17 protein-coding genes and 2 pseudogenes are annotated in these 24,962 nt (G+C 39.3%); 14 read left to right on the top strand and 5 right to left on the bottom strand.

Going from position 1 to position 24,962, the window contains the following annotated elements:
* Nucleotides 1-144: 144 nt before the first annotated feature.
* Nucleotides 145-3,642 (bottom strand): hybrid sensor histidine kinase/response regulator, encoded by a 3,498-nt coding sequence (locus J576_RS08295; RefSeq protein ID WP_002053849.1) that lies wholly within the window; start codon nucleotides 3,640-3,642, stop codon nucleotides 145-147.
* Nucleotides 3,643-3,825: 183 nt separating this feature from the next.
* Between J576_RS08295 and J576_RS08290 the strand changes: the two genes are divergently transcribed.
* The 4 genes from J576_RS08290 to J576_RS08275 all read left to right on the top strand — a co-directional run bounded on the left by J576_RS08290 (nucleotide 3,826) and on the right by J576_RS08275 (nucleotide 8,871).
* Nucleotides 3,826-4,158 (top strand): DUF485 domain-containing protein, encoded by a 333-nt coding sequence (locus J576_RS08290; RefSeq protein ID WP_002053967.1) that lies wholly within the window; start codon nucleotides 3,826-3,828, stop codon nucleotides 4,156-4,158.
* Between the two features lies 1 nt (nucleotide 4,159).
* Complete coding sequence (locus tag J576_RS08285) at nucleotides 4,160-5,875, top strand: cation acetate symporter (protein ID WP_002053821.1); 1,716 nt, start codon at nucleotides 4,160-4,162, stop codon at nucleotides 5,873-5,875.
* 169 nt (nucleotides 5,876-6,044) lie between these two features.
* Nucleotides 6,045-6,737, top strand: a complete 693-nt coding sequence (locus tag J576_RS08280) for an ion channel (RefSeq protein WP_002054032.1) — start codon at nucleotides 6,045-6,047, stop codon at nucleotides 6,735-6,737.
* Between the two features lie 166 nt (nucleotides 6,738-6,903).
* Entirely contained in the window at nucleotides 6,904-8,871 is a 1,968-nt protein-coding gene (locus J576_RS08275) for a glycine betaine transporter (RefSeq protein WP_002053964.1), read from the top strand.
* 58 nt (nucleotides 8,872-8,929) lie between these two features.
* Here the strand turns inward: J576_RS08275 and omp33-36 are convergent, their stop codons facing one another.
* On the bottom strand, nucleotides 8,930-9,832 hold the full coding sequence (omp33-36, locus tag J576_RS08270; protein ID WP_002054064.1) for a porin Omp33-36: 903 nt from the start codon (nucleotides 9,830-9,832) through the stop codon (nucleotides 8,930-8,932).
* A 992-nt stretch (nucleotides 9,833-10,824) separates the two neighbouring features.
* Here omp33-36 and J576_RS08265 point away from each other — a divergent pair.
* Nucleotides 10,825-12,531 carry a GGDEF domain-containing protein gene (locus J576_RS08265; RefSeq protein ID WP_002054006.1) on the top strand — a complete coding sequence of 569 codons (1,707 nt, stop codon included), beginning with the start codon at nucleotides 10,825-10,827 and terminating at the stop codon, nucleotides 12,529-12,531.
* Nucleotides 12,532-12,564: 33 nt separating this feature from the next.
* Here the strand turns inward: J576_RS08265 and uvrA are convergent, their stop codons facing one another.
* Nucleotides 12,565-15,399, bottom strand: a complete 2,835-nt coding sequence (gene uvrA / locus J576_RS08260) for an excinuclease ABC subunit UvrA (protein ID WP_002054052.1) — start codon at nucleotides 15,397-15,399, stop codon at nucleotides 12,565-12,567.
* A 294-nt stretch (nucleotides 15,400-15,693) separates the two neighbouring features.
* Here uvrA and J576_RS08255 point away from each other — a divergent pair, with 294 nt between their 5' ends.
* The 4 genes from J576_RS08255 (at nucleotide 15,694) to J576_RS08240 (ending at nucleotide 18,091) form a co-directional block, all read left to right on the top strand.
* Entirely contained in the window at nucleotides 15,694-16,296 is a 603-nt protein-coding gene (locus tag J576_RS08255) for a TetR/AcrR family transcriptional regulator (protein WP_002053780.1), read from the top strand.
* A gap of 3 nt (nucleotides 16,297-16,299) precedes the next feature.
* A complete protein-coding gene (locus tag J576_RS08250; protein ID WP_002053831.1) occupies nucleotides 16,300-17,277 on the top strand; it encodes a zinc-binding dehydrogenase in 978 nt (325 codons plus the stop codon).
* Nucleotides 17,278-17,343: 66 nt separating this feature from the next.
* On the top strand, nucleotides 17,344-17,697 hold the full coding sequence (locus tag J576_RS08245; RefSeq protein WP_002053763.1) for a DUF1304 domain-containing protein: 354 nt from the start codon (nucleotides 17,344-17,346) through the stop codon (nucleotides 17,695-17,697).
* Between the two features lie 52 nt (nucleotides 17,698-17,749).
* A complete protein-coding gene (locus tag J576_RS08240; protein WP_002053924.1) occupies nucleotides 17,750-18,091 on the top strand; it encodes a GlpM family protein in 342 nt (113 codons plus the stop codon).
* Nucleotides 18,092-18,141: 50 nt separating this feature from the next.
* On the opposite strand, the gene tenA is transcribed toward J576_RS08240, so the two are convergent.
* Nucleotides 18,142-18,816, bottom strand: a complete 675-nt coding sequence (gene tenA / locus J576_RS08235; protein WP_000899420.1) for a thiaminase II — start codon at nucleotides 18,814-18,816, stop codon at nucleotides 18,142-18,144.
* A gap of 263 nt (nucleotides 18,817-19,079) precedes the next feature.
* On the opposite strand from tenA, the gene J576_RS08230 reads away from it, so the two are divergent.
* The 5 genes and pseudogenes from J576_RS08230 to J576_RS08210 form a co-directional block, all read left to right on the top strand.
* Nucleotides 19,080-20,162, top strand: a complete 1,083-nt coding sequence (locus tag J576_RS08230) for a DUF475 domain-containing protein (protein ID WP_002054048.1) — start codon at nucleotides 19,080-19,082, stop codon at nucleotides 20,160-20,162.
* 146 nt (nucleotides 20,163-20,308) lie between these two features.
* Complete coding sequence (locus J576_RS08225) at nucleotides 20,309-21,673, top strand: MFS transporter (RefSeq protein ID WP_004711530.1); 1,365 nt, start codon at nucleotides 20,309-20,311, stop codon at nucleotides 21,671-21,673.
* A gap of 51 nt (nucleotides 21,674-21,724) precedes the next feature.
* Nucleotides 21,725-22,309 (top strand): single-stranded DNA-binding protein, encoded by a 585-nt coding sequence (gene ssb, locus J576_RS08220; RefSeq protein WP_002053972.1) that lies wholly within the window; start codon nucleotides 21,725-21,727, stop codon nucleotides 22,307-22,309.
* Nucleotides 22,310-22,464: 155 nt separating this feature from the next.
* A complete protein-coding gene (locus tag J576_RS08215) occupies nucleotides 22,465-23,691 on the top strand; it encodes a site-specific integrase (RefSeq protein ID WP_002147669.1) in 1,227 nt (408 codons plus the stop codon).
* Nucleotides 23,684-24,694, top strand: a pseudogene (locus tag J576_RS08210) (site-specific integrase); the annotation flags it as partial. The gene J576_RS08215 and the pseudogene J576_RS08210, both read left to right, overlap by 8 nt.
* Nucleotides 24,695-24,745: 51 nt before the next feature.
* On the opposite strand, the pseudogene J576_RS08205 reads toward J576_RS08210, so the two are convergent.
* Nucleotides 24,746-24,962, bottom strand: a pseudogene (locus J576_RS08205) (IS5/IS1182 family transposase); the annotation flags it as partial.

The following is a 24,962-nucleotide window of genomic DNA, read 5'->3' as shown; positions in this document are numbered from 1 at the left end:
AAGAGTCTTTGGAAATTTTGGTCAATAATTTATTGACTAAAAGTAGACATTTTGAGCAGTTCTGCCTATTGGCTTAAATTTAGCTAAACATTTTTGCCAAGCATCGCTCCCCAAACTTATTAAAAGTTGGGAAGCGATAAATGATTAGTCTGTCGTACTAGCAATTTTAAGACCAGATAACCAAGCTCTTAATGAGGCCGGTTTTAGTGGTTTTTTAAGTAGAACTATATTTAGTTCTTTTAATTGCTGTGGTAACTCGGGATGGGAGTCCGCTGTAATTAAGGCAACGGGAACATCTTCTTGACGATTTTGATTAATAAAATCAACGCCAAGCTGATTGTTATTCAAGTGCTGGTCAATGAGCCAAACCTGAATATTCTCTTTTTGAATAATGTCTAGAGCTTGCTCAGGTTCAGTGGCTTTAAAAACTTGATAACCCCATCGGCCTAATAAACTACTCATACCTTCAAGAATCGTTTCATCATTGTCTAGGCACAAAATACGATAGGCTTTTGTTTTTAAAGGCACGGCCTGTACAGTTGGTGTTGCTACTTTTGGTGGCTCGACAATAGGCACCTCAATCATAAAGCATGAGCCTTTGCCCATCTCCGAGTAAACATGAACAGGGTAATTTAGCAAACCTGTCATACGTTGTACGATGGCGAGACCTAATCCTAAACCTTGTTCACCCCAAGGAGATAAATGTCCGCAACGTTCAAACTCTTGGAATAGCTTAATTCGTTGTTCTTCAGCAATACCAGGTCCGGTATCCCAAACCCCAATTCGAATATGGCCAGATTGCTGTGCAGAACGAAGTACGCCTACGACTACTCGACCTTTGGCGGTATAGCGTAGGGCATTGCTGACAAAGTTTTGAATAATACGACGAATCCACTGCGGGTCAGTATCGATCCAGAAAGACACATCGTGGACTTTTAGTGAAATATTCCGCTGAGCGGCAATCGATTTAAACTGCAACTCAAGGTCACTGAGTAAATCATGCAACGGATAAGGTTGTCTTTTTGGTTGTATGGTGCCGCCTTCCAAACGTGCAATATCGAGTAGGGCAGACAGCATACTTTCTGCACCATAGAGTGCACGGTCAAGTTGCTGTAAGGTTTGGCGGTCTTCTTCAGTCGAAATGCTTTGCTCAAGAACAGTACTAAACAGACGAGCAGCGTGCATAGGCTGTAATAGATCGTGACTTGCCGCAGCAATAAATCGGCTCTTGGACATATTGGCCATATCAGCTTGCTCACGTGCAAGCTGTTGTTCAGTTAAGGCATCAGCAAGCTGTTGAGTCCGATCTTTTACGCGAGCTTCAAGTACGGCTTCGTTCGCACGGAAGGCCGTAATATCGGCAAATGTCGTGACGAAACCACCGCCTGAAATTGGGTTACCTCGCATTTGAATAACGCGGCCGTCTTTACGGATACGTTCAAACTCGTGGGCGCTGCCGACTTTCATCCAGTGAAGACGTTTGCGTACATGCTCTTCGACTGAACCGGGGCCACATTCGCCGCGTTCAGCGTTATAACGAATCAGGTCGGCAATTGGGCAGCCGACATAAACAAGGTCTTTTGGATAACCAAATAGTTTTAAATATTGGTTGTTCCACGCGACCAGACACATATTTTTATCGACCACACTTACCCCTTGGGTCATGTGGTCAATCATGGTCATAAGCAAATTTTGATTGAAACGTTGCCACTGAGATGCTTGGTCTAAAATATTAGCGACTTGACCCAAAGCAAGGCCATTATTAATCATGGCTGTCGTGAGCAAAGTACGTGCAGAAGCAGCACCGATAATACCGGCCAGATATTGTTCGGTAAAACGCCACCACATACCATTGGCAATTGTATTGGGATTGAGTGTGAGATGATTTTGCTCACAAAAGTTCTCGAACGCTTGTGTAGTGGGTTGCTCACCTGTAATTCTTTTTGCCAAGGCAAATAAATCACCTACTTTTAAACGGGCCGCGTCATGAGGAAGATAGGTTAAATCAGTAGATGTGTGTGGTGATGGTAAAGGCTTAGTTTCATAGTAGAAGAAGCTTTCTGCCTGAATTTGTTCTGCCACACTTGGTCGATAAATTTTTGAAATCCAGATATATAAAACAATATTTAAACCAAGTGACCAAATGACACCGTGAGTTAAAGGAGCAAATGACTCAAAACCAAATAAAGATTCCGGACGTAAGGCATTAATGCCAAAAGGACCAAAAAGCAAAATACTTTGAGCAGCATCCTGATAGGCTTCAGGCAAGCTACGCAAAATTGTTGGAAAGAGTAAGGTATAACTCCACATTAAAAATCCAACAATCAGACCTGCATAGACACCTTGGCGGCTTCCGCCACGCCAGTACAAACCACCAATCAGTGCCGGAGCAAACTGCGCTACAGCACTAAACGCCAATAAACCAAAAACTGAAAGTTGGTTAATATCATTAAAGAAATGGAAAAATAAAAAGCCAAGTAGCATCACTGCGACAATACTGATACGACGGCTGAACTTCAGAACTTTAGGTAAATGTTTATCATGACGCGACAGCAATTTAAAACGCCATAAGGCAGGCATAATCAAGTCGTTACTGAGCATGATAGACAATGCAACTGATGAAACCAGTAACATACCTGTCGAAGCTGAAAAGCCACCTAAAAAGGCTAGTAAAGCGAGCCATTCTTGGTTGTAACTTAACGGCAGTGACAGTACAGCCACATCGGGTACAGTTAGGAATTTCGGTGCGGCATGCAAAGCCCAGCTTGCGATTGGGATAATAGCTAAAATAGTTAAAATGAGATAAACCGCGAACCATTTACGGGCACCGCGAATATGCTTTTCATCGCGTAGCTCGACCACCGCCACGTGGAACTGGCGTGGTAAACAAATAATGGCTAAGCCTGCCAGTAAAGTTTGAATCCAGAAAGTTTCAGGTACACCAAAGAGCTGAACCTCCTGAAAAGTCTGGTTTACATCAGAGGTCATTTGGCTGAGGTTAGCTGGTGATTCAAAAATAAAAAATAAAGCGACGCAAAGTAAGGCAAATAACTTCACAAATGACTCAAATGCAACCGCAAGCATGAGCCCGCCGTGCTGTTCCGTGTTTGCGATCTGTCTTGTGCCAAAGATCATGGCTAAAATCGCAAGCACACTGGTGAGCAATAACACACTGTTGGTCGTCGTATGAATATGCGAGCTTTGCTCCATAATGACCGAGGTACTTAAAGCGATTGCACGGAGCTGTAACGCGAGGTAGGGGATAATCGCGATAACCGCCAGAATAGTAACTAATGAGGCCAGCACACCACTTTTACCATAGCGTGCTGCGACGAAGTCAGCGATTGACGAAATCGCATGGTGTTGCCGTACTCGACCTAAACGCCGCCAGATGTCATAGCCAAACCAGACAAATAACAGTGGGCCTAAATAAATAGGCAAGAAGATGACGCCTTCACGTACGGCTGCACCGGTTGCCCCATAAAATGTCCATGATGAGCAATAGACACCTAAAGTTAAACTAAATAAAAACATGCGGCCACGGGTGCCAAGACGACTGGCATGCTTCTCACCAAAAAAAGCACAGACAAATAAAAGCGCAATATAAAGAGTGAGCACCCCAATAATCAGCCAGCTGTTCATATGACCTACATAAGTGAAACCGTGTGTCTATCATAACCTATGCCGATACAAAGCTATAAATTGATTAAATTTTAACGACCAAAGTCTAAGTTACGACTTAGAGGTAATCTTGCTAACTTTAATAATGAAAAAATACATTAAAAAAAAGTGACCAAGGTTGGGCACTATGTAAGGAGTTTGGTTATGGATCAAAGCCAAGTGGAACAGATTCTACGTAATCCAAAGTTTCAAAAAATGGTCAAGACAAAAAGTGCATTAAGTTGGACCCTCACCATCATCATGTTAATTCTCTACGTGGGCTTTATGCTACTTGTAGGCTACAACAAAGAATTTTTGATGAGTTCATTTAGTGGCGGTGTAACGACATGGGGGATTCCTCTTGGAATAGGAATTATCATTTTATCTTTCGTACTTTGTGGCGTGTATTCCTACATCGCGAATAACACCCTTGATCAGTTGAGTGAAGAAGCGTTGAAGGAAGTCGAGGCCATCACGCACGAGAAAGGATTACACTAATATGAAATGGAATTCATTAAAAGCGAAAGCCTTATTGGCGGCAGCATCGCTATATTCAACAGTTGCTATGGCAGGCCCGGATTTAGGTGAAGCTGAGCAGCAAGCAACCAACTGGCATGCCATCATCATGTTTGTCATCTTTGTTGGTTTCACATTGTTCATTACTAAATGGGCTGCAAAACAAACTCAATCAGCACAAGATTTCTATACGGCTGGTGGCGGAATTAGTGGTTTCCAAAATGGTTTGGCAATTGCGGGTGACTTTATGTCAGCGGCGTCATTCCTTGGTATTTCTGCAATGGTGTTTAGCTCTGGTTTTGATGGCTTACTTTATTCTCTGGGATTCATGGTCGGTTGGCCAATCGTTTTATTCTTGGTAGCAGAGCGTTTACGTAACCTCGGTAAATATAACCTTTCCGACGTAGTGTCATTCCGTCTTGAAGAAAAACCAGTTCGTACTTTAGCTGCTTTTAGCTCACTTGTAGTTGTTGCATTTTATTTAATTGCGCAAATGGTGGGTGCAGGTCAGCTGATTAAATTGCTATTTGGTTTGAACTACAACATTGCTGTAGTCATTGTTGGTCTATTAATGATGGCATACGTAATTTTTGGTGGCATGTTGGCAACCACATGGGTACAAATCATTAAAGCGGTCATGTTACTGAGCGGTGCAACCTTTATGGCATTTATGGTCATGAAAGCTGTTGGTTTCAGTTTCAGCAATATGTTTACCCAATCTATTGAAGTGTTCAGTAAAGTCCATAACATAAGCCTTGCCGACGCTGCAAAAATTATGGGTCCTGGTAAACTTGCTGCAAACCCAATTGATGCTTTATCTCTTGGTTTAGCACTCATGTTTGGTACAGCGGGTCTTCCACACATTCTTATGCGTTTCTTCACTGTAAAAGACGCAAAAGAAGCACGTAAATCTGTAGTCGTTGCAACAGGTTTTATTGGTTACTTCTACCTTTTAACTTTCATTATTGGTTTCGGTGCGATCCTTTTTGTATCAAACAACCCGCAATTCCTTGATGTTGCGAAAATGGCAATGACAGGAAAGCTTGAGCTGGTTGGCGGTAACAACATGGCAGCTGTGCATTTAAGTGACGCTTTAGGCGGTGACTTGTTCATGGGCTTCATTTCAGCAGTAGCGTTCGCAACGATTCTTGCTGTTGTTGCTGGTTTAACACTTTCAGGTGCATCTGCAATTTCACACGACTTATACGCTAACGTATTTAAAAAAGGTCAAACGACTCCAGCTTCTGAACTTCGTATGTCAAAAATCGCGACGCTTGGTTTAGCAGTTTTTGCCATGATCTTGGGTATTTTATTTGAAAAGCAAAACGTAGCATTCATGGTAGGTTTAGCGTTTTCTGTGGCTTGTTGTGCGAACTTCCCGGTACTTGTTCTTTCAATGTTCTGGAAAGGTTTAACCACACGTGGCGCTGTGATTGGTGGGGTGGTTGGTTTGGTAACAGCTGTTGTACTGATCATCTTATCTAAAGCGGTATGGGTTGATACTTTAAAAATCTCAGATACACCAATTAACCCGTTCAATGGTCCTGCATTGTTTGCGATGCCATTGTCGTTCCTTTGCTGTTGGTTCTTCTCAGTGACTGATAACTCAGCACGTGCGAAAAAAGAACGTGCTGCTTTCGACGCACAATATGTACGTTCAATGACAGGTATTGGTGCTTCTGGTGCATCAGACCACTAATCAGAATGTATTAAACATGTCATAAAAAGCCCTACGGGGCTTTTTTTGTTTTTCTCCTAAAGGTTATTGAAAAGAAGCTCCTTAATAAAGAACAACTTGTTTATCCTATTTTTTGTACAGTATGATTTTCTATAATTCAAAACATAATGAAAAAATGGAAAATAATTAAATGCGATCTATTATCGAGTTCTGGGCGAGCTTTCGATTATTGCCTTCTGCATGGTTGCTGTTTGTGCAATTCATTTTACTTATTCTGGCTATGCTGACTTTTGATAATGAGGTTTATAGAACCTTAACTTGGGCATTAGGAGTACTTGCTTTACTCATTATTGCTAAAGTGATTCGTCAAACACCTATGTTTACCTTTTTAGGACTTACCTTTGTAAGTGGCGCAATTATATCGTCAGTGTTTATTTTATTGGGCTACAGCAATTTAACCATCCAGATTTTTGCTCACAGCTGTGAAGCTTTAGCTTACTTCTCGGCAGCTTATGGGTTATTTCGTTATATGTTTGCTGACCGATATTTGACACGAGATGAGCTGTTTGCAGCAGCAGCTGTTTTTACCTTAATTGCTTGGGGATTTGCTTTTTTATACAACATTTGTCAGTTGCTAATTCCAAATAGCTTCCAAAATCCAAACCATGTTTATCACTTACAAACTTGGCTAGATCTATTATTTTTAAGCTTTAGTTTGCAGTCAGCGACAGGATTGTCTGACCTCATGCCCCTTAGTCCACCAGCACGTGTTCTAGCGATGTTGCAAATGTTTTGTGGTGTTATGTACTTGGCATTAATTGTTACGCGTTTGATCGCTTTACAGTATATTTCACACTCCCCTAAAAAGAATTCTGATAAATAAAGAAGGAGGTGTTTTAATTTATTTACACCTTTGTAACTGCAATATTAATTAAGTTTGTTTACAGTATGATCGGCTTTCTCTATTGAAAGATATAACTTTGTTCATTCCTGAATGTCTTTATTGGCTTCATGCCTGTCACTTTTCATTAAAATAACATGGAGGATTTATGCCTTCCAAACAAACGAGTTGGTTCGCAAATGTTAATCCCAATGTCTTTTTGGGTACGGTCATTATTATTGCTTTGTTCCTAGCAGTTGTCGTGATCGCTCCGAGTTCTTTTGAACTTTTAACGCAACAGTTAAAGCAGTGGATCACCGATTCATTTAGCTGGTTCTATGTTCTATCAGTTGCATTCTTTCTTATTTTACTCATTTATATTGCCTGTTCTGCGATAGGTCGGATTAAATTAGGTCCTGACCATAGCCAGCCTGAATATAGTAATGGTTCATGGTTTGCCATGCTGTTTACTGCCGGTATGGGTATTGGCTTAATGTTCTTCGGTGTTGCTGAACCTGTCATGCACTATGTAAATCCACCAAGTGGAGATGCGCAGACAATTGATGCAGCTCAGCAAGCTCTACGTGTGACTTTTTTCCACTGGGGCTTACACGCATGGGCAATTTATGCTGTGGTCGGTTTAGCATTAGCTTATTTTGCTTATCGTCATAATTTACCGTTAAAGACCCGCTCAGCCCTTTACCCCCTCATTGGTAAAAAGATTTATGGGCCGTGGGGCGACAGTATCGATATATTTGCGACCATTGGTACGGTATTTGGTGTAGCGACTTCTCTCGGATTTGGTGTCACCCAAATTAACTCTGGTTTACATTATTTATTTGGTGTCGAGCAAAGTACCAATATTCAAGTTCTACTTATTATTTTTGTGAGTATTTTAGCCTCATTATCTGTGTTCTTAGGTTTAGATAAAGGGGTTAAACGCTTATCAGAGCTAAACTTAGTCTTAGCTTTAATATTATTAGTATTTGTTTTTATCGCTGGCCCTAGTATTTATTTACTTCAGACCACTATTCAAAATACTGGGCAATATATATCTAACCTTTTCACCATGACATTCAATTTATATGCTTATCAGCCAAATGGATGGATTGGGGGATGGACCATTTTATATTGGGCTTGGTGGATTTCATGGTCACCATTTGTGGGTATGTTTATCGCAAGGGTTTCCCGTGGTCGTACCATTCGTGAGTTTATTGTAGGTGTTCTTCTTATTCCGACAGGCTTTACCATCATTTGGATGGGCTTTTTAGGAAATGCCGCGTTATTTAGCATTATTCATGAACATCAAACCACTCTCATTCAGGCTGTCCAGCAAGACTCCTCAGTTGCTCTATTTGAGTTTTTAGGGCACTTGCCATGGTCAGGTGTCATGAATATTCTGGCCACTATTTTAGTGGTTTTATTCTTCGTGACTTCTGCGGACTCGGGAGCACTCGTTACTGACTACTTAACAGCAAAAACTGAAAATTCACCAACTTGGCAGCGTCTGTTCTGGACAGTGTTGATGGCAGTGCTGGCTATTATTTTACTCTTGGTTGGAGGTCTTGCTGCACTGCAGTCTTCAATTATTATGAGTGCGTTGCCGTTTACTGTAGTCATGCTCTTGATGAGTTGGGGGTTAATAAAAGCTTTGCATCTTGATGTCACGAAAATGCAAGCAATTCAGGAAGCTCGTATTACCCCACGTGCTATTCATAACCCGAGAAGTTGGCAACAACGATTAGGTTTGATCATGCATTATCCTCATAGTGAAGAAGAGGTGAAGCAATATATTGAAAAGCAGGTTTCACGAGCTTTTGAAAATATTCAGCATGAGTTTAGACGTCGTCATCTTGAAGTTTCAATTAGTGAAGTTGAAGATGGTATGCAGCTTCGAGTCGATCATCATCATGAAATTAATTTTATTTATAAAGTTGTTTCACGTGAAACAGTACCACCAAGTTTTTTAATTGGTCGTACGGAAACAGAAGATGGTCAATATTTCCAAGCCGAAGTATTTTTGAGAGAGGGTGGGCAGAACTACGATGTAATGGACTGGACGCAGGAAGATTTGATTCAGGATATTATTGATCAGTACGAACGTCATTTACATTTCTTAAATATCGTACGTAGTTAATAGCCATAAAAAAAGGACTCAATTGAGTCCTTTTTTTTAATTCAATTTCTAAATTAAATTAGAAACGGAATTTAGCATTTAAGCCGATAGTTTGTGTGTCGTAGCTAGACTTTTTAACGTCAGCTTTCATGTAAGACGCACCAACTGCAAGAGCAGGAGTGATGAAGTAGTTTACGTTACCACCCCAAGCTTGGCGGAATTCACCAAGGTCATTACCTTTGATGTTTGCTACGCCGTCGTTACCGATGAATGCAGCACCAACACTTAACTTAGGAGTTAAGTAAAGGTCAGTTTTTAAACCGTATTGGTTTTCTTGACCGAAAGCACCAGCAGCTTCAAAACCGATTGCCATGTTAGTTCCGTCGATTGGACCTACATATTTAGCACGAGCTGTAACAGCATCTTGATCGTTTTGGATTGCAGCAGTTTGGTTAACAGCAGAGTAGATACCGTTGCCCATGATACCGAAGTTATCTAAAGCAAATTGGTTAGCTACGCTTGTATAACCAACAGCCATCAAGAAGTTAGGTAACAACATTGCACCAACTTCTAAAGCATAACGGTCGCCTTGGTCATCACGAGAAATCGCGTTTTTACCGTCAACGTCAGTGTGGTTATAAGTAGCGCTAGCGTATACAGGAAGGTAAGGAGTTGGAACGTAAGCCTCACCTTTAACGCCGTATGTACCTACACGGTAGTTTAAACCGTTGTTTTGGTCATATTGTTGATAGCTGTAACCTAAAGACACGCTAGAAGCTTGGTTTAAGAAAGCTGCTTCAGCTAAAGGACCCTTAGCTGTATCAACATTTTTCAAATAGAATGTACCAGCAACGTCACCAGTGTAGTTCTTATCGTTTGCAGTTGTGTCAACATATTCAGATTGACCTTGAACTTCAAATTGATAAGCATGAGCACCGGTCATGGCTAATAATACAGCAGTGGCTAAACCAAGTTTTTTCATAATCATTTCCAGCATTAACAAGAGATAAAGCTGGGGTCATTGTATTGTAACAATTTATGAAGTCAATAATAGATGAAACGTAATGTTAAGGAAATTTGACACTTATGTTAAAAATGTTTAAAAAATAAACAATCAGAGTGTCTTATGTCAACCTGCTAAAAAAATGAACATTAACAAGAAGCTAAACCTTAACATTCATAAGGATTTGCCTTTAAATAGTTTCAAAATAATTACATTTATAATTGGAAAAAATGATTTTATTGATCGGATTTAACGTTCATAAATTTGTCGATTCGTTTAATAAATAGTCGTTCGAATATTATTCTTGTTTCAATTTTCATATATTTTGAGGAATAGTTATCATTATTTTGATAAGTTTATCTAAATAATCTATCTATTTAAAATAATTATATAATTGAATAAGGCTAAAAAAAAACATTTTTAAATCAAAAAAACGATTAAAAAATTAATTCTGATCAATTTAATCAACTTTACAAAATTAGAGATAAGTCACACAATTCAATTGCAAAGTTCACTATCTAACATTTTTATAGTTGGTAGTACTTCCCCAGATACGATGTGTTATCACATCAGACTTTACGAGCTCAGCTTTCCCCAAGGTTGAGCTTTTTTTTATCTATAAGAAAACATTAACATTTATTAAAAAAATTACATGAAATTTCTTCTTTTTGGTTTGTATAAAAAAGAACCCAGCTTAGAGCTGGGTTTCGGATGCTGGGAGAGGCATCCAAGAGGAAAAAGAAGCTAACTATAGAATTGCGAAATTTACTTCAGCTGTAAAATGGAGTTTTGCTATAGCCATCATTTGCTCTTTCGATCAGATTTTCATGAAATACAAACGATGAAGACCTATATTGCGTTATTCAAACTTTGTTGCTGAACTTCTGCTCATTAAAGTGCTAGGATGCGGGTTAATTACTTCATTTTATAGTAGTGATGATGGTAGGGCATTTACGGAGTACCAGCTAGAAATGTCAGGATTACGTTCAGAACATATCAGTAATCGACTATTTTTCTTTATGTTGGTCATTATTCTGTCCTTACTGTTTATGGCTGTGCCTCTTATTGTCAGCAGTTATCAAGAATATTTAAAAACTAAACAAGCGTTGGTTGAAATCAAAAGCATAAAGTCTATTGCTGAAGTGGCAAATAAAGTATCTAAAGAACGTGCGCCAGCAAATAAATTAATGTCGAGTAACGCTGCCGACTTTTTAAAAAATCAGAAGAAGTTATTAGAGTATCGGCTTACTGTCGATCAGCAAATTAATGAAACTATTCGTATTTTAGAAGAAGAGGGTTATTCCGATTTAGCACGTATTTTAGATACTAAATTTAAAGATGATTTGAAACAGGCGCGGGCTGTAGTCGACTATTATGCCGCAACACCTGAACAGGCAAGAACCTCTGTGCAATTTGATAATGCCATTTTGGGTATGTTTGGTGCTTGGGATAGTTGTCGGGAAATTTTGCAAAAGCTTATGTTGCAGCTAAAAAGTAAAGATAGCCAAATTAATAACTATTTTACTTTGATTGTGGTTTTAACTGACATGCGTGATCAGGCCGGTCGTACTGCATCTAATGTTATTGCGCCAGTGACATTTAAAGAAACGATTCCTAATGATAATCGGGCGCGTTCTTTGCAGACTCAACAGCAAGCCCGTTACTTATGGGCACTTGTAGATACGCTACAGTCTGAGCAAGCCAAGACTCCTGAATATCATCGCCTTTATGCAAGAGTTAAAACTGAATTTTTAGATAAAGGTGTGCCTATTGTTGGTCAACTTTTAGAAGAAAGCCAGAAGCATGAGGCTTACCATTTAAATGGAACTGAACTTACAGACCAAATCGTTGATAAATTTACAACAGTTATTGATTTACAAAATTTTCTACTTAATAAAAGTGTCTTGATTGCATCTCAAGAAAACTATTTGGCAAAAAAGAAATTCTTTCTTACTTTGCTTATTTCTAGCATATCGTTAGCAGCTGCTTTACTTACCTTAATTTATGCAAAGAGACGAGTATTTGAGCCTCTTATTCAAGCTCGTACCTTAATTCTTGATTTGTCTCATAGCAAAGATTATCCGGTAGATGAATTGAACCCTAAAAAAGGTGAGTTCATTTCACTGTTTGAAGCGATTGACCGTTTGCAAAGAATGCTTAAGCAGCGAGATGCGTTTGAATTCCAACTTAAAAATATTGCCAATACAGACCCGTTAACTGGTGTATCCAACCGTTTGGCTTTATCTGAGTATTTAAAAATTGTTGAGAGCTATCCTCAAAAGTTTTCACAAACCTGTTTAATGATTATTGATATAGATCGCTTTAAAGATGTGAATGATCAATATGGTCATATTGTTGGTGACCAAGTGATTAAGCGTATTACCGATCAATTGAAAGCAAATGTACGCGCTTCTGATCTAATTGTGCGTTATGGTGGTGATGAGTTTTTAATTTTATTAGAACAGGTGCCGTTTTTAGATGCGCGTCTATTGGCGGAAAAAATTCGTATTGCGATTGCTTTAGAAGAAATTAATTTATCTGGCTCAAATGAAAAATTACATGTATCAGTCAGTATAGGGTTTGCGATTGGAGCGACCAGCTGGATGGAGTTGTTAGAAAAAGCAGACCGTTCACTCTTAAGAGCTAAAGCTCGGGGACGAAATGTTGTAGAGGGATAAAAAAGCCGGAAATCACTTTCCGGCTTTTTTGTTTTATTGCTTCAACATCGGTTTCAAGAAACGACCCGTATGGGAAATCTCGACCTCAGCGACTTGTTCAGGTGTACCTTCAGCAATAATTTGCCCACCACCTGAGCCACCTTCAGGGCCTAAGTCCACAACCCAGTCCGCTGTTTTAATCACATCAAGGTTATGTTCAATCACCACAATAGTATTACCCTTGTTGCGTAGCTCATGCAAAATATCGAGTAGCTTGGCAATATCGTGGAAGTGCAGACCTGTTGTTGGTTCATCCAAGATATAGAGCGTTTTACCCGTATCACGTTTTGCTAACTCACGTGCGAGTTTTACACGTTGAGCTTCACCACCAGATAAGGTCGTAGCAGCCTGACCTAAACGAATATAGCCTAAACCGACCTGAGTTAAGGTTTCTAAGCGGCGGTGAATGACTGGAATAGCACTAAAGAACTCAGCAGCATCTTCAACCGTCATTTCTAAAACATCAGAAATGTTTTTGCCTTTATAGCCCACTTCAAGTGTTTCACGGTTATAGCGTTTACCATGACAAGCATCGCAAGGTACATACATGTCTGGTAAGAAATGCATCGCGACTTTAATCATGCCGTCGCCTTCACAGGCTTCACAGCGTCCGCCTTTCACGTTAAACGAGAAACGACCAGCGCTATAACCACGGGCTTTCGCCTCTGGGGTTTGAGCAAATAACTCACGAATTGGTGTAAATAGCCCTGTGTACGTTGCAGGGTTAGAACGTGGTGTACGGCCAATTGGGCTTTGGTCAATATCAACGACTTTATCAAGGTGTTGTAGACCATCAATCGAGTCGAACTTTTCAGCTGTTAAGGTTGTTGCACCATTAAGCTGTGTTGCAGCCAGTGGTAGTAACGTACGGTTAATCAGTGTTGATTTACCCGAACCTGAAACCCCAGTCACACAAGTCATAATGCCAAGTGGAATAGTTAAATCGACATTTTTTAAGTTATGGCCTGATGCACCTGAAAGCTTGATGAATTCATCTGGACGTGGCGATTGAGTACGTTTTTTTGGCACCTCAATTTTAAGCTTGCCTGAAAGGTATTGACCTGTAAGAGAGTCGGCATGTTTAGCCAGCTCCTCATAAGTTCCTTCAGCAATGACAACGCCACCATGTACCCCAGCACCCGGGCCGATATCAATAATATGGTCAGCTGCACGGATTGCATCTTCATCGTGTTCAACGACTAATACTGTATTGCCCAAATCACGTAAGCGAATTAGCGTTTGTAATAAACGGTCATTATCACGTTGATGGAGACCAATTGATGGTTCATCAAGGACATACATGACACCCATTAAACCTGCACCAATTTGCGAGGCTAAACGGATACGCTGAGCTTCACCACCCGATAGTGTTTCGGCAGAACGAGCCAGACTTAAATAGTTCAGACCAACACTCACCAAGAAGTGCAGACGCTCACGAATCTCTTTAAAGATTTTATCGGCAATTTCGCCTTTAGCACCTTCAAGATTTAAATCTTGATAATAGCTTTCTGCATCGCCAATCGACATGCGGGTAATGTCTGCAATGGTTTTATCTTTTACACGAACATGCCGTGAAATTTCATTTAGACGTGAACCACCACATGCATCACATGCTGCATTAGATAAATATTGAGCTAAATCATCACGTACATAGTTACTTTCAGTTTCACGGTAGCGACGCTCAAGGTGTGGCAAAATTCCTTCAAAAGGTTGTACGCGTGTATGTTTACGGCCGCGTTCATCGATATAACTTAAATCGATTTTTTCTTTGCCAGTACCTTGTAGAAATTTCTTTTGCGTGTCTTTATCTAACTGGTTCCAAGGCGTATCAAGTTGAAAACCGAAGTGGTCGGCAACTTTTTGCAGCATTGAATAGTAATAAGGACGTTGACGATCCCAACCACGAATAGCCCCTTCACTAATTGCGAGCTCAGGGTTAGGAATGAGTTTTTCAGGACTGAAATGACTACGTGTACCTAAGCCATCACAAACAGGGCAGGCACCGAATGGGTTGTTAAATGAAAATAAACGTGGTTCAAGCTCTGCAACTGCGCGATCACACTCAGGACATGAGTGTTTTGCAGAAAAAACGCGATCTGGGTGTTCGCCATTCATCCATGATAAAACAGCAATATCACCACCTAAACGCAGTGCAGTTTCAAATGATTCAGCAATACGGTTGCCTAAGTCATCACGTACTTTAAAGCGGTCAACAACGACTTCAATGGTATGTTTTTTCTTTTTGTCGAGTTCTGGTGGCGTATCAATATCAATAATTTCGCCATCTACACGGGCTCGAACAAAACCTTGACCTTGTAGTTGTTCGAACAGGTTGCTGTATTCACCTTTACGCTCACGTACCACTGGGGCAAGCAACATAAGTGCTGTACCTTCCTCAAGCGTTTTTACTGCATCGACCATTTCAGAAACGGTTTGCGCAACCATAGGCAAGTCGTGTTCAGGGCAATAAGGCGTACCGACACGGGCATAAAGCAAACGTAAATAGTCATAAATTTCGGTAATGGTACCGACGGTTGAGCGTGGGTTGTGACTGGTAGATTTTTGCTCAATTGCAATCGCTGGTGATAAACCCTCAATCGAGTCAACTTCAGGTTTTTCCATTTGCGATAAAAACTGACGAGCATAGGCCGAAAGTGATTCGACGTAACGGCGTTGTCCTTCAGCGTACAAGGTATCAAAGGCAAGAGAAGATTTTCCTGAACCTGATAGCCCCGTAATCACCACAAATTTGTCGCGTGGAATATCGAGAGACACATTTTTTAAGTTATGGGTACGTGCGCCTCGAATACGGATATGACTTTGGCTCATAAAACATCTCAATTATGTATTGATGAAAATTTAGGTGTTGTTTGATTAGTCACAGGGAGATATGGCTATTTATAAACAACAGACCCTATATGATAACGATTTAAAATTGTTCAAGTAGTACAAAATGATTTAAAGCGACAAATTGTGACGGTTAAACGACAATCGACAAAATTTGTTTAAATAAGCAGATTGTATTTTTAACATTCCTCACTCTACATTTCTACTCTTAGCCTATTTTCACAAGCAACATAATTTTACTAGACGACTGGTCTAATAGTTGTTTATGATGAATGTATGAAACGATTAAACAAAAGCGAAACTACACGACAACACATTCTAGATACCAGCTTTGAGCTAGTACTACGTAAAGGGTTCGTCGGTGTTGGTTTGCAAGAAATCTTAAAGTCTTGTGATGTACCTAAAGGGTCGTTCTATCACTACTTTGCTTCTAAAGAGGCTTTCGGCTGTGCGTTGCTCGAGCAATACATGACTGACTATAAAGTTCGTATGGAACAACTTTGGCAGCACGGTGAGCAAAGCGCCCATGCCCGTTTAATGGCCTTATGGCAGGCGTGGATTGATGATCCAGTAAATGGTAGCTGGGCTGAAAACTGTCTAATTGTGAAACTGGCAGCCGAGGTTTCGGACTTATCAGAAGATATGCGCCAGATTCTTAACGAAGGCGTACACAAACTAACGCAACGTTTGGCTTTGCTAATTAAAGAAGGTCAACAAGAAGGTTCAATTCCAAAACATATTGAGCCTTTAAAAACTGCGCAAGTCATGTATCAGTTATGGTTAGGTGCTGCTTTACTCACAAAACTGTCGCAAGACAAAGCACATTTATACCTAGCCTTAGAAACCACCCAACAACTCTTAAAACCGATAGAGGAATAAAGCATGCGAAGTATTATCCATCGTAATTTTGGCGAACCTGTAGACGTTTTAGAGCAGGCGGATATGCCAAAGCCAGAGCCGAAAGCAGGCGAAGTGCGTATTAAAACCATTATGTCTCCTATCCATAATCATGATGTATGGACAGTACGAGGAAGTTATGGCTATAAACCAACTTTACCAGCGATTGGTGGTAGTGAAGGTGTTGGTATTGTAGATGCCTTGGGTGAAGGTGTTGAACATGTACAGGTAGGGCAACGTATTGCCGTTGCAGCTGTGCATGGAAGTTGGGCTGAATACTTTATTGCACCAGCTCAAGGCCTTATTCCTTTAAATAATGAAATTGATGATGAAACAGCAGCGCAACTGATTGGTATGCCAATTAGTGCTCTCATGCTATTAGACTTTGTTAACGTTCAACCGGGTCAATGGTTAATCCAAAACACGGCAAATGGTGCAGTAGGTAAAACGGTTGCGATGATTGCACAGGCACGTGGTTTACCTGTGATTAATTTGGTTCGTCGTACTGATGCAATTGCCGAGATGCAAGCATTAGGCATCCAACATGTGGTTGCGACTGATCAGCCGAATTGGAAAGAGCAAGTTAAACAGATTCATGGTGACCAACCTCTTATTGCTGGTGTGGACTCGATTGGTGGTAGCGCAAGTGGTGAAATGCTGAATTTACTTAGTGAAAATAGCCTACTCGTTTCGTTTGGTAGTATGACTGGCGAAACCATGCAGATTTCATCGGGCGATTTGATTTTTAAACAAGCGACAGTAAAAGGTTTCTGGGCGAGTGTGGTCAATAAAGAAATGCCAGCCGCGCGTAAAAAGGAACTGATTGTTGAGCTGCTAACATTAGCGACTCAGAAAAAATTAATCTTGCCTGTAGAAGGTGTATTTAGTTTTGATGAGATTAAAACTGCTGCTCAAAAAGCAACGCAGGGTGCTCGTCAAGGCAAGGTATTACTAAAGCCGTAAAACATAAAAAAGATCAGTCGAGAGACTGATCTTTTTTCATATCTTTAAAATAAAAAGGAAAAACGTATGATCGGACAAATATTCATTGCGCTTATCGCAATATTACATGTCTATATTTTAGTGTTAGAGATGTTTTTGTGGGACAAACCTTATGGCATGAAAGCCTTTGGAAATAATGCCGAAAAAGCAAAACTCACCAAAGTCATGGCACAGAACCAAGGTCTTTATAATGGCTTTTTAGCAGCAGGTTTATTCTGGTCTTTATTGGCTGATGCGCCATTTGCCACATCAATTGCTAACTTCTTTTTAGGCTGTGTACTGATTGCGGGTATTTATGGCGGGCTGACTGCCAGTAAAAAGATTATTTATATTCAGGCAGTTCCTGCATTGATTGCTTTAGTCGCTGTTAATTTTCTTTAAAAAGCGCAAAATACAGCGTTTTGAAATGGAAATAACCAGATAGGATTAGTGCATGTGGGCGTTATTTTTAAAGTGTATGTTGGGGGCTGGGGTTGTCCTTATTATTTCGATTTTATCGAAAAGTAAGGCATTTTATATTGCAGGTTTAGTCCCGCTTTTTCCTACCTTTGCTTTAATTGCTCATGTGATTGTTTTTCAGCAAAAAGGAGCCGAAGCGTTACAAAAAACGGCTCTGTTTGGTCTATGGTCACTTATTCCTTATGCCATTTATTTAGTTGCGGTTTACATGCTGGCAACACGCGTGTCGATGTGGTCGTGTCTGGGCTTGGCAACCCTTTGTTGGGTGGTCGCTGCGGCAGGTTTAATTTATGGTTGGCAGTTGTTTCAAAGTTAAATGAAAGACTGACCATTTAACGAAGTAAATGGTCAGAGCCTCAGCTTGATTTAGATCTGATCTAAACCTAACCATTGTCTTTGATGGTAGGCGCTATCCCAAAATAACCATTCAAGTTTTGCACCCATGGTATAAGCTGCATGCATTTTCTCTAAAGTATCTGCATCACAACGTGCAGCAACTTTGTCTACAGTGGCAATCACATTGCGAACGGCGGTATGGAATTCTTCACCTGCGTAGGTATCAATCCATGCTTGGTAAGGGTTGTTAGGAATTGATTTGCTTACAATATCTTTACCGACTTCGGCATAAATCCAGAAGCAAGGTAAAAGTGCAGCAAGTACAACAGGGTAGCTTTCAGACCAAGCAGTTGCTGTCAAAAATGAAGTGTAATGATGGCCTGCCAAGGTCAGTGGTGTATTTTGAAATTCTTCTTTGGTGACACCAAAATTTTTCATAAAGTCATCATGCAAACTGCGCTCAACCACAATTGCAATTTTAGCTGCATCTGAAAACTGCATAATATCGTCAGCATCAAAGGCTTTTGCTGCTGCAACAGCCAGTACGCGACCATAGGCCACTAAGTATTGAGCATCTTGAATGACATAATGACAAAAAGCTTCTTTATCTAAAGTACCGTTAGCAAGTTCCTGATTAAAAGGCAGGTCGAGAATTTTTTGATATAAATTTAAATTACGTTGCCAGAGTTCTTGAGAAAAAAGCATAAAATCATTCCATTTAAAATTAGACAGCTAACCTCGATTTTAAATCAATTTTAAAATACAAAAATAATAATGATAGATATATCGCAAGAAAATATTTAATACGATTAACAAGTTAATTAAATATTATAAATTTCTTTATTAAACATGAAGATAAAGTAAAGGTAATAACGGCATAAAACAACATCGTTTTGTGGTTAATTATCGATATAATAGCCGCGGTTTTTAATAAAGATTAAATTTAGTTCTTGGTATAGGTCTGATCCATGAAGCATTTCCGATTTTCGATATTTTTTACGGTGGTGTGTTTAGCACTCGCCGCTTACTGGGGTTTTACCCATGGACCTGAAGCTGGCGTGTCGACCATGTTTAAAGCTTTAACTATTACTGCAATTTTAGCTGTAATGGAGGTTTCATTATCTTTTGACAATGCTGTCGTAAATGCATCGGTACTTCGTGGATGGGATCATTTTTGGAAAATGATCTTTTTGACAGTCGGTATTCTCATAGCCGTTTTCGGTATGCGATTGATTTTCCCTGTCTTGATTGTTTCTATGACTGCCGACATGGGCTTTATTGAAGTTGCTAAAATGGCACTCAATGATCCAAAAACCTATTCTGAACGTTTAATGGCTCACCATGCGGAAATTTCTGCATTTGGTGGAACATTCTTATTGTTGGTTTTCTTAAACTTCTTCTTTGATGAAGAGAAAGAAACCCATTGGTTCAGATGGCTTGAAGTTAAATTATCTGACCTAGCCAATGTACCAGCAATGTCGGTTTTTATTGCACTCATCGCATTAATTGTAATGGCGGGCTATGTTGAAGATCATGAGCGTTTAGCTGTAACCATGGCTGGCGTTTGGGGTATTGTGGTTTACATTGGTGTACAAGTTCTTAGTCATTTATTGGGCGGCGAACCTGAAATTGATGAAGATGGTAATGCAGTCATGCAAGACGGTTCAGGCGCTGCTTCTGGTGTGATTAAAGCTGGTTTGGGTGGTTTCTTATACCTTGAAGTGTTAGATGCATCATTTAGTTTCGATGGTGTAATTGGTGCATTTGCCATTACCAGCGACGTTGTCGTGATTATGCTAGGTCTTGCAATTGGTGCAATGTTCGTTCGTTCAATGACGGTTTATCTTGTTGAAAAGGGCACATTAGACGCTTATGTGTTTTTAGAACATGGTGCCCATTATGCGATTGGTGCATTGGCTTTCATTATGATTGCAAGTGGTACAGGTTTACATATACCAGAAGTCGTGACAGGCCTCATTGGTGTTGCATTTATTGCATGGGCAGTAATTGCATCTATCCAATATGCAAAACGTGAACAAGAATCGTCTTAAGCTAATTTTCAGTAAAGTTCGATAGAATAAAGAGGCTAAATGCCTCTTTATTTTTTTAAGCCGAAATCGTTATTTTAAATCATCTCTCCCGTATTTTTAGAAACGAATCGGCTTATAATTTGCCTAGTTTGATAACGTGTATTGATATGATGAATGCTTTGGAACGCCGCTCAACTTTTGCTTTAAGTAGTATTTTTGCACTACGCATGTTGGGTCTGTTCATGATTATTCCGGTTTTTTCTGTAGTCGGGCAGTCATATCAATATGCGACTCCAGCACTCATAGGTTTGGCTGTGGGTATATATGGCTTAAGTCAGGCTATTTTACAAATTCCATTTAGCTTACTGGCTGACCGTTTTAGCCGTAAACCACTTGTAGTATTTGGCCTGCTACTCTTTGCTATTGGTGGAGCAATTGCGGGTTTATCAGACACGATTTATGGCGTAATTATTGGCCGTGCTATCGCTGGGGCTGGGGCAGTTTCGGCAGTGGTCATGGCGCTTTTAGCCGATGTGACACGTGAAGAGCAGCGTACTAAAGCCATGGCTGCCATGGGTATGAGTATTGGTCTGTCTTTTGTGGTGGCATTTAGTCTAGGGCCTTGGCTCACCAGTCTTGTTGGTATTTCAGGTTTGTTCTTTGTGACAACCATTATGGGCTTAATTGCGATTTTGATGTTATTGCTGGTGCCTAAAGTGACCCGCCATCATCGTAATTATCAGCAAGGCTATATGGCACAGCTTAAACAAGTCATTCAAATGGGTGATTTAAACCGTTTACACGTGTCAGTTTTCGCATTGCACTTATTACTGACAGCCATGTTTATTTATGTGCCTTCACAGCTTATCGAGTTTGCGCATATTCCTTTGGCGAGCCATGGTTTAGTGTATTTGCCACTCTTGGTGATTAGTTTATTTTTTGCATTTCCGAGCATTATCATCGCTGAGAAATACCGCAAAATGCGCGGCATTTTCTTAACCGCAATTACAGGCATTATTGCAGGTTTGCTATTACTGATATTTGGTTATCAGTCCAAATATGTCTTGCTCGCAGGCTTAGGTATTTTCTTTATCGCTTTTAATGTGATGGAAGCATTATTACCATCTTGGTTATCAAAGTCTGCTCCAATTCAGTCGAAAGCCACCGCGATGGGGGTAAATGCTAGTAGCCAGTTTTTAGGGGCTTTTTTTGGCGGCACACTAGGTGGTCAATTATTGATGTTACATAATACTGCGATTGGATGGAGTGTCTTAGCAGGGATTGCTATAATATGGCTGCTAATTAGTTTTGGTTTAGCTCAGCCGCGGTATTTGTCATCGATTGTGTTGCCATTGCCGCAAGTGCAACAGGTGAATGAGTGGACCACACAGCTATTGGCAATTCGTGGTATTGAAGAAGTTGTGGTGATGCCTGACCAGCAAGTTGCTTATATTAAAGTCGATAAACAGTCTCTTGATGATGCTGCACGACGTGATTTAACGCAGTTGTTTGGTAAAGAGGTAGCCATTTAAGCATAACTCTTATAAAGTAAAACATAGAAATGAATAGGATGAAGACAGCTAATGCGTGGTGTAAATAAGGTTATTTTGGTTGGTACTTTGGGTCGTGATCCTGAAACAAAAACTTTTCCAAATGGGGGCTCGTTAACCCAGTTTTCAATCGCGACAAGTGAAGTTTGGACCGATAAAACGTCAGGTGAACGTAAAGAACAAACAGAATGGCACCGTATTGTTTTGCATAACCGTTTAGGGGAAATTGCTCAGCAGTTTTTACGTAAAGGTTCTAAGGTTTATATCGAAGGTTCATTACGTACGCGTCAGTGGACAGACCAAAATGGTCAAGAACGTTATACTACAGAAATCCGTGGCGACCAGATGCAAATGTTAGATGCTCGTCAACAAGGTGAACAAGGTTTCGCTGGCGGTAATGATTTTAATCAACCACGTTTTAATGCACCTCAACAAGGTGGCGGTTATCAAAATAACAACCAAGGTGGCGGCTACGGTCAAAACAATGGCGGTGGTTATGGTGGCCAAGGTGGTTTCGGTAATGGTGGCAACAGCCCGCAAGGTGGTGGTTTTGCTCCTAAAGCGCCGCAACAGCCAGCATCTGCACCAGCTGATTTAGACGACGATTTACCGTTCTAGTACACCCTATAGCCCCCATTTTGTTAAATTTTAATATTTTTTATTATTTAACAATAAATTAAATAAAAAATTTACAGATATTAGAAATAATTCTGTAAATTTTTTTACTTATATTCTATGGTATTTAATACTTAGATTTTTTGTTAATTTTAGCCATGATGTCTGTTAAAAGATTTGTAATGAGTAGTGGCGAGCGATTTGCTGTTCTTTTGGATAGTGATGGTATTCCTATGACTTATCCAAATTTATATACGATTATTCATTTAAGAAATCGTGGTCAATCAATTAATACAATTTCAGCTAATTTGGAAGATATTAAGTTACTCTTCCAGTTGTTAGATAAGTTAGGAATTGACTTAGAACAAAGGATAAAAAGTAAAGACTTTTTGGAATTAAATGAAATCGAAGCTATATCAAATTTAGCCAGTTTTAGTCGTAGCCGATTAGATGGAATGACTCCAAATAAAAAAATTATAAATTTTCCAAAAGGTAATAACAGAGAGCGATCTAGAGCAAAATTGGTTGTTACTCAGGACTATGTGTCCAAACAATTAATATATAGGCGTTTAACTAATTTTGCTGAGTATATTGGATGGTTAGAGACATATTTTCATTCATCAGCAATAACAAACACAAAACGCTTGTTTACATCTCGTAGACCTCGAAAGTCCATGGATATTGAGTCTGAATATAAGTCCTTTGATAGTGAGCAATTATATAAAATTTTAAAGGCGGTTGATCCTGATACTCAGAATCGTATTTGGATTTCAGATTATATTACTTATAGAAATGAGCTGATTATCTATCTATTTTTGTATCTAGGATGTCGTAAAGGGGAATTATTAAATTTAAAAATTACAGATATAACATCCCAAAAGAATGGTGCTGTATATCTTACTATAAGACGTAACCCTCACGATGGGAGTGATTCTAGACTATATCAACCCTTGGTGAAAACTAGAAGTCGATCAATTGCAGTCAATAAAAATCTAAAGAAAAAATTAGAAACTTATATTTTAAATTATAGGTCAACCGTGCCGAATGTAGAACTTACGGACTATTTAATTTTATCAAATAAAGGCCAGCCACTTTCAATCAATGCTCTTGATAAAATCTTTTCTGAAATTTCGAGAACTGTTGCATTTAATGTACATGCACATGCATTTAGACATACTTGGAATGATAAATTTTCTGAGAAATCTCAAATTTTAGTGGCAACAGGTAAAACAACTGAATTTAAAGTAGAAAATGATCGTGCATATCTGATGGGATGGATACCTAACTCACAAAGTGCGAGAAGATATTCAAGACGTGCAGAAAATAAACGAGCTATAGAAGTAGGTTTAAGTATTCAAGAAAAATTTGAGGATGAAAATGACTAAATTACTTCAAGTTGATAGTTTAGATAAACCGCCAAATTCTTTTATTTCATTCAAAGGCTTTGAAGTTGATATTTATGATCATACATGGGTTTTAGATATTAATCACACAGTTAATATGTTGAATCTCTCAAAATTTTCGGAGAAAGTTAGGGCGGATGTTTTAAATACCTTTATACATTTTGCTAAATATAGCTCAAGCACACATGCTAAAGAAATGATCCGCTATGCTCTTAAATATCCTGTTTTGACAGGAGAGTCAGAAATTACTTTAAAAGGAATTTTAGAATATAAAAACTATTTTAATGATAAACGGTACGAATATAAGTTAGCGAAGTTTAGAGTCTTTTTAAAAAAACTCTACAATTTAGGATACTCTTCAGTAGATGATGAAATTTACGATTTAATAGATTCATGGAGATTAGGTGGGAATGAAAAAGGTACAGCCGTTCTTTCTCTTGATCCAGATGAAGGCCCATTTAGCCCATTTGAATTCCAAGCAATTATCACTAAAACTAACGAATATTTAGCAGAAAATAAGATTTCCTATTATGAGGCTGCTTTAATTCGTGTTTTTTGTGCGACTGGTAGAAGACCCATCCAAATTTCAGGACTAAAGGTTAAAGACCTATACGTGTCTGATAAATATAGTTTTAATGATAAAAATGCAGTTCATATCCTTAAGATTCCGAGAGCTAAAATTAGAGGTGCTAGTGGATTCCGATTTGCTTTTAGTGAAGTAGGGATTCGAGAAAGCATTGCAAAAATTTTATTTGAACATATTCAAATTCTAAAGCAAAAATTAACTAAACAAATAAAGAGAGAGCTATCTGAACAAGAGTTTACAGAGCTACCACTATTCTATGATTTTGAGAAGTTAGTTAATTTGGATTGGGGAAATCAAAATGAAATTTCAGAGATTTTGACAAAAGAAATTATTCATATACCGAGCAATAAATTAACCCAAATTTTGAAAAAAGCTATTCAAAAACTTGGTATCCGCTCGGCTTTGTTGCATAAAGCCTTTGACGGCAGAGTTTTCCTAAGTTGCTAAAATTTAGGTTACAACTTGGGTATGAGGTCTGCCTAATTCTGTAAATTTATTTAATACGGCTACGCGTGCATGGATCTCATTCACTTGGCTGTCAAAATTCCTAGCACTGAGTTTATCGCCTAATAACTTGATGCAATGCATCTTAGTTTCAACCAAACTTCGCCGATGATAGCCTGACCATTTTTTCCATAGTGTGCTGCCTAAACGTTTAACTGTTCGA

The sequence above is a fragment of the Acinetobacter sp. 766875 genome, assembly GCF_000582055.1.
Taxonomy (GTDB): Bacteria; Pseudomonadota; Gammaproteobacteria; order Pseudomonadales; family Moraxellaceae; genus Acinetobacter; species Acinetobacter nosocomialis.
The sequence above is the reverse complement of the archived record's forward strand: the minus strand, read 5'-3'. Positions and strand labels throughout refer to the sequence as shown.